This window comes from Pantoea sp. B9002, assembly GCF_013385945.1.
Classification (GTDB): domain Bacteria; phylum Pseudomonadota; class Gammaproteobacteria; order Enterobacterales; family Enterobacteriaceae; genus Pantoea.
Map to the genome: position 1 here is coordinate 107068 of NZ_JACAPA010000017.1, position 11262 is coordinate 118329.

Genomic DNA, 11262 nt, shown 5'->3' on the forward strand with positions numbered 1-11262 from the left:
TCATTTAAACTCACTCGCCAGGCTGACTGCGAACATCGTCAGTATTAAGTGTAGACACAGATCACGATATTGCCAGATACGCGCGGCTTCGCTATAGGATAAGTGGCCGTTTTAAGCCTTATGCCGCAAAAGAATCGCCTCACTGCTTTTTCAACCGCTTCGCTTGTTTTTGGCGCGTTTGACGCCCTTCTTCCGCCTCAATTCCCGGATTATGCCGACTTGCATCCGCCGCGAGGATTATCATATGGTGCGTTTACCGTGCGGCCACAGCGCGGAAATAGCGCCCTGATCGGCATTGATCACGGCGTTTAGACCCATTCAGGCAGGAATCCGGATGATGGAAAACCGATCGACATCACATTTTTCACTTGTCACGGCAGGTGAGCGAAGATGATCCCGCAAAGCTACAGCCAACGCGTTCACTTCTATTACTGCATTCTGGTCGCCCTGAAAATCAACGCCAAAACGAAGAAATCTGGCGGCGTGCGCGGCAAGAACAACTTCCTGCTGAAATGGCTGCGTAATGCGCAGAACAACACCATTTTCCCGCCGGATATCACCAGCGAGATTGAGTGGCTGCGCGCCAAGATCATCAGCTCCGGGCCCGACACCGATCTGGAACCGATGCTGCAATATGTCTACGACACCGCGAAGCGTGCTGAGACTATGCGTTTAGGTTCGTGATTGTCGCGCCGGTTCTCCGGCGCGTTGCCTGCGTAGTTCTACCTATTCTCCTGCGTATTCAACCGCATTTTTTCCCGTCTGAGCGTTGCATATGATTCGTCATCAGGAACAGTCACGTTCCTCCTTTCCACCTGACGAAGAGAATGGATTCAGATGAAATTAAAAACATTATGTTGCGCTCTGCCTTTGATGATCATCGCCGGTTCGGCCGTTGCGGCGGAGGTGAATCAAGGCTATTACGGTTCAGCGAAATATCTGCAAAACCAACAGAATGCTAAAGAGATGAACACCAGCGCGCGTCCGGGCGTCGGTCAGTTTGTTGCGGGTAACGAGAAAGCACATCAGGCCACCGCCGCGCTGGCGCTCGGTTATCAATGGGGCAACGGCTGGCGCACCGAAGGTGAATACACCTTTGGCCAAAGCGCGGAGTTCACCAGCGGTTCATCCACCTTCGCCACCAGCTATAACCACCTGCAAACCGATGTGCAGCGCCTGATGTTCAACGTCTATCGTGATATCGAACTCGGCTATAACGTTTCGCTGTACGGCACCGCCGGTGTGGGCGTGAGCAAAATCAAAGCGGGCGGCTGGCAAGGCATGCCATCGCGTGAGTACGCTTCAAGCACGCAAAACAATCTGACTTACAGCCTTGGTGCCGGTTTGAGCTACGCCCCAATTGAGCGCATCGCCATCGACGTCGGCTATCGCTACGTGGATATGGGCAAAATTGAGAGCGGCTATAACAACTTCGTCAATGCCCGTGGTTTAAAGGATGAGCAAATGAAAGCCCATCTGGTTGAGAACCAGTTCACGCTGGGCGCACGCTACCTGTTCTGATGCGTTAATTTCTCCCTTTCCCCTGACCCCGCGTTAGGGGAAATTTATCAGCGATATTCCAGCCATCCGGAAACAACGTTTTTATTGAGAAATCTCAATACCTGCCCGCCCGTTACCCCGTAGATCTAGACAAGGTTAAATCTTCTTATCTTGATGAATTTAATCGAAAAAAATTAAATCTGGCATCTACGCGAAGGTAATTAACATGATTAACAGAATGATCCTCAATGAGACCGCCTATTTCGGTGCGGGCGCCATTAATTCTATTGTCGATGAGATTCACAAACGCGGTTTTAACAAAGCGTTGGTGGTGACCGACAAGGATTTGATCAAGTTTTCTGTCGCCACCCGCATCACCGATCTGCTGGCGCAGCACGACCTCAGTTTCGCAATCTATGATGAGGTGATCCCCAATCCTACCGTTGAGGTGGTGCATGCGGGCGTCGAGGCTTTTCGTCGTTCGGGTGCCGATTATCTGATCGCCGTGGGCGGCGGCTCGCCGCAGGATACCTGTAAAGCCATCGGCATGATGATTGCCAATCCCGAGTTCAATGACGTACGCATGCTGGAAGGCGGAGCCGCCACGCGCAATCCTTCCGTACCGATCATTGCGGTGCCGACCACTTCCGGTACCGCTGCGGAAGTGACCATCAATTACGTCATCACCGATGAAGAGAAGAAGCGCAAGTTCGTCTGTTACGACCCGCACGATATCCCGGCGATTGCCATTATCGATCCCGACATGATGGCCAGCATGCCCGCCAGCCTGAAAGCGGCGACCGGCGTCGATGCGCTGACGCACGCCATTGAAGGCTACATCACGCGCGGCGCGTGGGAACTTACCGACATGTTCCATCTTAAGGCGATTGAAATTATTGGCCGCTCGCTGCGTGACTCGGTCAAAGGCGTGCCGGCGGGCGTCGCGGATATGGCGCTCGGCCAGTACATCGCCGGGATGGGCTTCTCGAATGTTGGTTTGGGTTTGGTGCACGGTATGGCGCATCCGCTGGGCGCGTTTTATGGCACGCCGCACGGCATCGCCAATGCGGTCCTGCTGCCGCATATTATGGCGTTCAATGCCGAGCATACCGGCGAGAAGTACCGCGATATCGCCCATGCGCTGGGCATGGAAGGTGCTTATAGCTGTTCATTAGCCGATGCCCGTGCGCTGGCCATTGATGCGGTGATTACCCTGAACCACGATATCGGCATTCCGCTCAGACTGCGTGATATCGGCATGCAGGAGCAGGATGTGGATGCACTCGCTGCCGCGGCTTTCGCCGATGTGTGTACGCCAGGCAATCCGCGTGAGTGCAGCGTGGCGATGATCGCTGCGCTGTATCGTGAGTTGTTCTGATTAGGCGTTAACCAGGTCGCCATTAATGGCGACCCTATATCCAACCTGGCAGATTAATCCGGAAAGCGCCCTTTCATTTCAGTTACGCAGCTGGGTTGTTGAGCCATGTGCCATAGTTGATGCAGGTATAAATAATTAAGGATTGTTCGACTATGTTTGGTTTTTTAACTTCCCTGTTCGGTAGCCCGGAGTCATTAGTGCAAGTCATGACGCGCCAGGACATTCAGGAATCGATTGAGGAAGGCGACAGAATTATTATTGATGAAGATGGTAACGCTTCGGTTAATGCTTTGAGTCCTGAAGTGCAGCGCGATTTTGCCCATCATGTCAGCACATTAAAGGATATTTAAATGGGCACGGCGATATTTATGGTGATGATGGTGTGCGGCTATTGGTATACCAGCCGCGACATGTCGAGCCGTTTAAAGATTAAGCGCTCCTTTGGCTGGGATGTCTATTTTCTCATTGCGCTCTATGGCTGCATATTTGTGCTGCAAGGCGTGCTGGCGACCGCCATTATCTGGCTGATTTTGCTGGCCGCATCGGGCGTGAACAATGCCTTCGCGCTGACGTCGGCAGAGAATGTGCACTGGAACGTCGATTTCATGACGTGGAGCTTTTTAGGCATCCAGGCGCCGGTGGTTCTGATGCTGGCCTTTGCCATCCTGTTCTGCATGTATCGCTCCAACTGGGCGGTCAGCGCCCGGCTCAACGCCGGCGGACGCAAGGAGCTGTATCAGCGCCTTTCACGCTCCAACGGCATTGAACAGTTGCTGCTGCAGTGTATGGAAGAAGGCGAGCTGGCGTGGGTCACGCTGAAATCGCGCCGTATCTATATCGGCATGATTCATGCGGCAACCTTTGAGTATCCGAACACCGCCAATATTGTGTTGATCCCAATGCTGAGCGGCTATCGTGATTCACGCACGCTCAACCTGGCCATCGAGCATAATTACAGTTTGTGGTACCACAATCACAATATTGATTTCTCTTCCGCACCTAAAAGTGCCCTTGAGTTTCGCAAAGTGATTATGGTGCATCAAATAGAGAGTTTGTCGCTGTTTGACCCAGCCAGCGCCAGCGCATTAGCGATGGATAAGCAAAGCGGTAATAAACGCAAATGGATTAGAAAATCCGCGTTTAAGCGTAACTATCCCTAAGTTTAATATTCAACGATGCTGGCTTAATGGCGCAATTGCTTTATGTTGCACGCAGCCAGCAACACTCCACAATAAGTCAAAATAATAAGGGCATCATGATGGACTTTAAAAAGTTCGAGGCCACTCTTCAGCTGTGGGGGAATTTACACTTCACGGGAATTGAACTACAACAGCGTGATAATAAAAGCGAAATTTACGCTACCGGCACTAATAATCATACCCAGAGTCAGCTTTATATTTGCACGCTTTCTACTGAAATCGCTTCACACATTCAGCTAAAACAATTTCGGACCTGGTTGCACAGAATTAATATTGGCAAAGCGAAGCGCCGGTTGGGTCCCGAACAGAAGGATTAATTGAATTGTCCCCGCATGGGGGACAGAGGGAATATCAGGCGTCGTCAGGCGTATAACCCACCACAATTTCCAACGTTTTGCGCAGCACATCGGCTTCAGCATCACTTGCTGCGGTTTCCAGCGCCATAATCAGACAGAGAATAATCGATTTATTACTGACGCGCCCTTCCGTGGCCAGCACGTGGCGGATAACCCTATCCAATACGGCAGCTTCGTTTCTTAACGTACTGTCTGCATTGCGAAAATGCTCTGCCAGCTCGGTATCAGGCAGTGCAGCGTAGAGGTTGTGATTTTCCGACATGATTCCAGTCCCGTGATTGTGTATACGCTCGAATTTAGATGTCCTAAATGCGAGCCAATCGGTCAATGTTTACGATTGTTGCCAGACTGCTGGTTATGCCCAAACAGCTGAAGAACGTTGTCGCTTTGCGGCTGCTCATCGCGCAGCTTTTTCCCCGCCGAAATACTGTTGCGTACGTCGGTGATGGCGGCAGTAATCGCTGCACGCTGCTCTTCATCGCTGCTCTGCTGTTTCATCAGCAGCAGCTGATCCATCAGCGCCTGCGTATTGACCGGGCCCGTCCGCTGCAACAGCGCCAGCGCCGCTTCGCCAATAATTTCATCGATTATTTTCTGGTGTTCACTTCTATTCATAACGAATTTTCATAACGAATCTCTGATCGCCGCTTCGCCCCGGTGCGGGGCGAAGCCAGTGTGGGAGCGTATTCAGAGTAAAATTTTTATACTTGTACAAGTTTGACGTCTGACTGGCTCTCAGCTTTCGCGTTCGAATAATAAGCCAATCAGCTGATGATAGTGATGCTCTTCTTCGGCATTGGCGGCCAGTTCCAGTCTGCGCAGCAGCTTGGTGCACAGCGATTTGCGGTTGAGATTACGGCCTTCGCGTAAGATTTCCACCACGATCTGACCCAAGGTTTCCTGCTGCGATGGCAGCGACGCTTTGCTGAAATAGTTGGCAATGGCCTCGACTGAACTCGGCGTGTATCCGTTCTGACGCATAATTGACCCCAATAAATGAAAAAGTTAGGTCATTTGACCTAAGTAAAGTTGTACAGATAGCAAAAAGCTGTACAAGGAGCTTACTCAAGTTACCAGGCGGGTTTTGTTGCAAAAAGTGCTAAGAAGTGTGAATTAGGATAATTGGAAAGCTTTTATTTCCAAATCCGTGAGCTCCGCGCCGAAAGTCATCGACGCGTGAGCCCATTGGGATGGTCAACTATCGTCAGCATCGGCCGAAGGCATTCTGACGCTGCCTTCCTGACGACTCAATCCGCGCAACGCTGAATGGACGCGGTTATCGCTGCCCGCCGGTTGACGGTGCGTGAGCAACCAGTGCTGAGCCTGAGCAATGCGATGCTGCTGTTGACTGTTTTGCTCTTTTCTCGCCATGCGCGCGAGCTCTGCCAGCAGTGAGGAGACGCTGACTTCCTCACGGCGTACCAGTAACGCATAGGCGGCTTCGCCGATAATTTTAGGTTGCGAATCTGACATCTTCTACCTCCTGAGAATATGGGCTTACGCTTGGTTCTCACTCCTTACTATAGATCATCGGTGTTGCGCCTTGTTAACAGAAAGCTCTGGTTATCTTGGGTTTTTGTTACTAACACGTTATGGTAACTGCCCTTCGGTGGCCGTATCGCATCGACGACGTGATTAATAACAAGCATTAAGCAAGGAAATCTGGCATGGAGTTCACCATACGCAAAGCCACGGCAGAGGATGCAGAGCTGCTGCACCTGCTGGGCCGCATGACCTACAGTGCGCATTTCAAACATATGTGGGTTTCCGCAGACGAACTGGATGCCTTTATCGACAAGGAATACGGTCTGGCAGAGCTAAATAGCAGCCTGGCGGCGCCCAATGAGAGCTGGCTGATCGCCGAGACCGACAAGCCGATTGGCTTCGCCAAAGTTACCTGGAACACGCCGGTGCCGGATTCCGGCATGAGCGGCGCGTTGCTCAACAAGCTTTACCTCAATCCAGAAGAAACCGGCAAAAACTACGGCCGCTGGATGTTCGAAAGCATCATTAATGAGGCACGCGACAAACGGGAAGGCTATCTGTGGCTGGAAGTGTTAGGCGATAACGTGCGTGCGCGTAAGTTCTACGAAGCCTTTGGTATGCAGCACATCAAAGACATTCCGTTTGTCACCGCTTCACAGCAGAGCACTCTGCAGATCATGGGGATGATGATTTAAGCGCAGCGGCATGCCGTTTTGCACAAAATAAATTTCCTTTGTTGCCAACTGTTTTGCAAATCGTTGCCGGTTCTCACTTGATCAAACTGCCCATTCAACATTACTGTATACATATACAGTAATAATTTGAGATCGCAGCCATGCAGTTTTATCAGCCCGCGGAAATCCGCGCTATTCTCGCCTTACCCTTGTTCATCAGCCGCGTGCCCTGCGGCTTTCCGTCCCCGGCGCAGGACTACGTTGAACAACGCATCGACCTCAACGACTTTTTAGTCGATCACCCGAGTTCAACCTACTTCATCAGAGTCAGCGGTGACTCGATGATCGACATCGGTATCAATGAGGGCGACATGCTGGTGGTCGACAGCTCGCTCAAACCCAAACACGGTGACATTGTGGTGGCCTCGCTTTCCGGCGAGTTCACCGTGAAACAGCTGATGTTGCAGCCTTACCTGCATCTCAAACCGATGAATGCCGCACATGCGGTTATCGCCATTCCTGACGCCGATGAGTTCGAAGTCTTCGGCATCGTTAAACACGTGATTAAAACCATAGGCCGCTGATGTTTGCCCTGGTGGATGTGAACTCGTTTTACGCCAGCTGTGAAACGGTGTTTCGCCCGGATCTGCGCGGCAAGCCGATTGTAGTGTTGTCGAATAACGACGGCTGCATTATTTCGCTGAGCAGAGAGGCCAAGGCGCTGGGCATCAAGATGGGCGCGCCCTACTTCAAACATCGCGAAGAGTTGATGCGCCACAAAGTGGTGGTGTTCTCGTCTAACTATGCGTTGTCTTACTTTATGTGGAATGGAAAATCAACTTTAGAAAACGTTAATTCAACATAACATTATCGTCGTAGAACGCACGCAACGGGTATATCAGACCAGCTTGTCGTCTGATGAGGGCTGAGCATTTCCCGCTTCATTTTCCATTCTGTATCTACCCCCCTAGCTGCAGACCAAATGCTCCCCAAACCCGATTGATTAATTCCGTCCATTACCTCCATCAACCGTATGCTGCTACCGCGCGGCCGATTTTCATCGGAAGTAGCCTGCGACCGGATAAGCGACAGCCGCAAGGCTAGCAGCATGCTCTTAGCCGCTAGACATCAGACTTTAACGCGTCATTATGCGGTTCGGCGGAGCTTACCGGGTTACCGGTTAGCGTACTCAGGCTCGACGACCCGGCGCAGTCGGGGAGCCGAAAGTGGCCTATGTATTAAAGGGAAAAAAAGCATGTGAACTTCATTAAAACGCTCGGGTATAAAAGACAATTATTTATGTTTGCATCCACATTAAAGAGCTAGCTGGCAATAAATCAGCTATTATTGATTCATGATGGTTACTATAACTTATCGGTACTATGAGGGTGATATGGCAAACCTTCTTCTAAAGGCAGCATTGTTACTTGCTATCATCGTAAGTTTCTCAACTGTGGCTTTTTTTTCAAACATAACTATCGGTGGGGTTTCATTGCCTTGCGCAGCTTTTTGTGGAGACAAGGGCGTCATTAATCCAAATTTTTTTGGAGATGCAGTCAATAATCTTGCCCTTGGGTCGAGCATAGACGCTTTAGATGAGAAGTTGAAAACAAGGGGGGAGGCACTCATCACTCAGTCCGAGTCAAAGCTAAATCTTGTGCTAGATGATAAAATAGCAAAATTAAATGAGCTTGCCTCATATCAAAGAGAGGAATTTCTAAGGCAATTGAATAACTCATCTGATAGAGCAATCTCAGATTTAAATAACACCTTACGAACGAGCATTTCTGATACTGATGTAATGATCGAAAAACACCAAGGAATACTCCTTGGTCAGTTGACAAGTTCAATTCTCACATCCGGACAGGTTTTACTGTTTGTTGGTGGTGGCATATCTATTATCGCGATAACCTGCCTAGCGTATTATAAACGCGCTAATAATATTGCAATATTTAGTGGGTTGAAATTCAGATCGAAAAAGGTATTTATTATTTTCACTGTAGTGTTCATTACAGGTTTTTTGATAACCGTGCTAACATTTTGGATTGGCGGATCTTCACAGAAAAAGTACGTTTCAGCATATAATGATAATGAATTTTCTAATGCTACAATTTTTTCAGGCGCCCTTTTATTTGAAAACCCTGGAAATAGACAATTTCAGATTTTTAATATCAAATCTCAAGCCCTGCGCGATATGATAGTGCGTCCAACATTACTTATGAGTTCAGAAGTGACGAGCTATAATAAACGATTAAGTCAAGCATCTGAGGCTCAATATGAAATTACACAGTCACGAGATCCAGACCTAGAAACACTTCAAGCAATTGTCAACTGGAGAACATCTGACAGACGCTTAGGTGAATATTATTCTGCTGTACACTCATATTTTGCAATTAAGAACAGAGAAAACAAAATAGCCGGGCAACATTTTTTACTTGAAGGTTTAGCCCAGTATTATTTGGGTGTATATGCTCTGAATCCTTTAAGTGACTCTGATCTGGAAATGTTGAAGTTCAACCGCGAATCGATAAATACAAAACTCGATAAAATCCATTATACATTTCCAACAAATGACGAGTTGATTGATTTATCCAAACGTTATCCCGCACAGGGATGGGCATATGATTATCAAAAATTGCATCTTTCAATTATATCAAAGTATTCAGCCATGATATTAGCGCATAGTGAAAATTATAAAATGCAGCCTGAAATGCGTAGTGCTAATATTGGTAGAGAACTTGATCTCGCAAAGAAAATCATTTCTGAATGGGATGACTTTACTAAAACACACATTGACATCAATGACTTAAGGCAGGTTTCGATGGCGCTTTCGGGATTGTACCCTATTTATGCACGCGCTATTTCATATAAAAATACTTTATCGTTTATCGATAATTCAGTTGACCTAAGTACGATCAGCTTAGGAAATATACTTAATAACCAGCCTACCCTAATTAACATTACGGGACCATCAGACCTTATAGGTCAACCCTGTGTTGGGTGGCCTTTCCATTTAAGTGTAATGAAAAATATTCCTCCACGAGATCCTAATGCTAGAGGAATTTATGAAGAATGGCTTACTGGAGATGATTCTAGTGCGTCAATGAGAGCCATAAAACTTGCAGCCAAAAACAAACAAATTGTTGAAGAGGATAAACTTTTTGCCTTTGAGTATTTTACATATTTATCGGAGATGGTGAACCTTCCTGAAGTCGTTGGTTGTTATGAACCTGGAACAGCAAAAGCACTTACAAGCGCAACAGACTCATCCTCTCAAGCTACACCTATACTACCACCATCAGCGACTCCTACGCCTTCTCAAACGATGCCTGCTGAACATGATATTAGGCATATTATGTTTGAAAGAAAATTTAATAATTCCTTATTTAAGCCTACAGTCTCACCTGCAGTTATCAACTACAAGCTGACACTTAATGACATTTTGTTTGCACGGCATCACGCCATTTTTGAAGCTTCAGGCATAGGACTTTTCGTATGCGGAGAAAATGTCGAGGAGTTTTTAAACTGTGACACAAGTAAGCCAAGGATCACCGTCTCACAATTACTTTTTAATAATTTTAAATATAAATCTTTTCTGGCTGTTGGCGCGTTAACATTGGCTGATAAATCAAAATCGGCACGTGTATTCCCGAAAATTGATTAATGTAATGTGGTGGCATGATGAACATTAAATACTTTTTATTGCTAGTATGTCTGCTGGGCCTGAGCGGCTGTGATTTCTTAAAAGGTCTTATTGACGATGTTGAACCCTTGTGCAAGGGTGAAGATCAGTGTTGCGTGATTGAAACGGGAAATGGGAGCCCGACCGGTTTTTGTGCAACAAGACAGGAATGTATTGATGACCTGAAAAATTACCCACAATGGCGTGGCTTCCCTAAAATGACCTTCCCTGCTAAGCACGCCACCGTTGGTAGTGATAGCTGTTACACTACAAAAAAATGACTGTTAAATCTGAATTAGCTGAACTGTAAATCAGCCTAAGAGCTTTGTTTTCAGCGCTTGTGTACTAATAGCTAGTTTATGCACATTCAAAGGTGAGCCAGTGCTTGCAACGTTTCTGGATTCTGCTGCACCATGCGAATCAGCAAAACAGCTTGCGGATTTGGTTTAGAGCTTCCCTGTTCCCAATTCCGATATGTTGTTTCGCCTGTATGCAGAATATTGGCAAACACTGCCTGAGAAATATTTAACTTCTCTCTTACGCTGCGTAGTTCGTCAGGAGTGATGGTCACTTTCTGGCGCTTCACGACTTTATAAGAATGAAGCGTTATTTTTCCATCCTGGTGATCTTGCAGCTCCAACACACCTTGCATCAACTCATTGAAAATATGACGCCTTTCCATTTTTTAATCCTTTTTTAATCACATTAAGTGCGGTGGCTAACGCCGCTCGCTGGTCTTTGGTCAAATCATCGGCCTGATCCTTATCTTAGAACAGGGTGAATTGAACATTACTCGTTGCATAATAATAGATTACGCGGATGCTTTTTTGTCATGTGCAATATCATACCTCGCCATATCTACTGTGGTTTTTTAATAATGTAGTTTATGATCCCTTAGGTTTTAGATAACCATAAAAAATGGCTACTTAAGTTTTTGGTAAAAATTAGAAAACGTTAATTCATCAGAGTGTAGTGGCATACTGAATTT

Annotated in this window: 15 protein-coding genes and 2 pseudogenes; 11 read left to right on the forward strand and 6 right to left on the reverse strand. The window is 47.5% G+C overall.

Annotation, left to right across the window (positions count from 1 at the left end):
• Positions 1–390 precede the first annotated feature (390 nt).
• The 6 genes from HX773_RS11515 to HX773_RS11540 all read left to right on the forward strand — a co-directional run bounded on the left by HX773_RS11515 (position 391) and on the right by HX773_RS11540 (position 4394).
• Positions 391–684, forward strand: a complete 294-nt coding sequence (locus HX773_RS11515; RefSeq protein WP_218168224.1) for a hypothetical protein — start codon at positions 391–393, stop codon at positions 682–684.
• Between the two features lie 153 nt (positions 685–837).
• Positions 838–1521 carry an outer membrane protein gene (locus HX773_RS11520; protein ID WP_176971592.1) on the forward strand — a complete coding sequence of 228 codons (684 nt, stop codon included), beginning with the start codon at positions 838–840 and terminating at the stop codon, positions 1519–1521.
• A 205-nt stretch (positions 1522–1726) separates the two neighbouring features.
• Complete coding sequence (gene fucO, locus HX773_RS11525) at positions 1727–2878, forward strand: lactaldehyde reductase (protein ID WP_176971593.1); 1152 nt, start codon at positions 1727–1729, stop codon at positions 2876–2878.
• Between the two features lie 152 nt (positions 2879–3030).
• Positions 3031–3228 (forward strand): hypothetical protein, encoded by a 198-nt coding sequence (locus tag HX773_RS11530; protein WP_101761030.1) that lies wholly within the window; start codon positions 3031–3033, stop codon positions 3226–3228.
• Positions 3229–4038, forward strand: a complete 810-nt coding sequence (locus HX773_RS11535) for a hypothetical protein (protein ID WP_176971594.1) — start codon at positions 3229–3231, stop codon at positions 4036–4038.
• 26 nt (positions 4039–4064) lie between these two features.
• Positions 4065–4394: a hypothetical protein gene (locus HX773_RS11540; protein WP_255433206.1), complete on the forward strand. Its 330-nt coding sequence runs from the start codon at positions 4065–4067 to the stop codon at positions 4392–4394.
• 34 nt (positions 4395–4428) lie between these two features.
• Here the strand turns inward: HX773_RS11540 and HX773_RS11545 are convergent, their stop codons facing one another.
• The 4 genes from HX773_RS11545 to HX773_RS11560 form a co-directional block, all read right to left on the reverse strand.
• Positions 4429–4695, reverse strand: a complete 267-nt coding sequence (locus HX773_RS11545; RefSeq protein ID WP_176971595.1) for a biofilm development regulator YmgB/AriR family protein — start codon at positions 4693–4695, stop codon at positions 4429–4431.
• A 62-nt stretch (positions 4696–4757) separates the two neighbouring features.
• Positions 4758–5048 carry a hypothetical protein gene (locus HX773_RS11550; protein WP_176971596.1) on the reverse strand — a complete coding sequence of 97 codons (291 nt, stop codon included), beginning with the start codon at positions 5046–5048 and terminating at the stop codon, positions 4758–4760.
• A 120-nt stretch (positions 5049–5168) separates the two neighbouring features.
• The gene (gene ycgZ, locus HX773_RS11555; RefSeq protein WP_007891089.1) at positions 5169–5414 is read right to left on the reverse strand and encodes a regulatory protein YcgZ; all 246 of its coding nucleotides are present in this window, start codon (positions 5412–5414) and stop codon (positions 5169–5171) included.
• Between the two features lie 213 nt (positions 5415–5627).
• Complete coding sequence (locus HX773_RS11560; protein WP_176971597.1) at positions 5628–5906, reverse strand: hypothetical protein; 279 nt, start codon at positions 5904–5906, stop codon at positions 5628–5630.
• Between the two features lie 194 nt (positions 5907–6100).
• Here HX773_RS11560 and HX773_RS11565 point away from each other — a divergent pair, with 194 nt between their 5' ends.
• From HX773_RS11565 to HX773_RS11575, 3 genes and pseudogenes are all read left to right on the forward strand, one after another.
• Positions 6101–6613 carry a GNAT family N-acetyltransferase gene (locus HX773_RS11565; RefSeq protein ID WP_176971598.1) on the forward strand — a complete coding sequence of 171 codons (513 nt, stop codon included), beginning with the start codon at positions 6101–6103 and terminating at the stop codon, positions 6611–6613.
• Positions 6614–6753: 140 nt separating this feature from the next.
• Positions 6754–7176, forward strand: a complete 423-nt coding sequence (gene umuD, locus HX773_RS11570) for a translesion error-prone DNA polymerase V autoproteolytic subunit (protein ID WP_061716746.1) — start codon at positions 6754–6756, stop codon at positions 7174–7176.
• Positions 7176–7403 (forward strand): annotated as a pseudogene (locus tag HX773_RS11575) (DNA polymerase V subunit UmuC); the annotation flags it as partial. The gene umuD and the pseudogene HX773_RS11575, both read left to right, overlap by 1 nt.
• 56 nt (positions 7404–7459) lie before the next feature.
• On the opposite strand, the pseudogene HX773_RS11580 reads toward HX773_RS11575, so the two are convergent.
• A pseudogene (locus HX773_RS11580) lies at positions 7460–7654 on the reverse strand (DUF4113 domain-containing protein); the annotation flags it as partial.
• 331 nt (positions 7655–7985) lie between these two features.
• On the opposite strand from HX773_RS11580, the gene HX773_RS11585 reads away from it, so the two are divergent.
• Complete coding sequence (locus HX773_RS11585) at positions 7986–10256, forward strand: hypothetical protein (protein ID WP_176971600.1); 2271 nt, start codon at positions 7986–7988, stop codon at positions 10254–10256.
• Positions 10257–10270: 14 nt separating this feature from the next.
• Positions 10271–10555 carry a hypothetical protein gene (locus tag HX773_RS11590; RefSeq protein WP_176971601.1) on the forward strand — a complete coding sequence of 95 codons (285 nt, stop codon included), beginning with the start codon at positions 10271–10273 and terminating at the stop codon, positions 10553–10555.
• A gap of 86 nt (positions 10556–10641) precedes the next feature.
• Here the strand turns inward: HX773_RS11590 and HX773_RS11595 are convergent, their stop codons facing one another.
• On the reverse strand, positions 10642–10956 hold the full coding sequence (locus tag HX773_RS11595; RefSeq protein ID WP_176971602.1) for a DNA-binding transcriptional regulator: 315 nt from the start codon (positions 10954–10956) through the stop codon (positions 10642–10644).
• Positions 10957–11262: the final 306 nt, after the last annotated feature.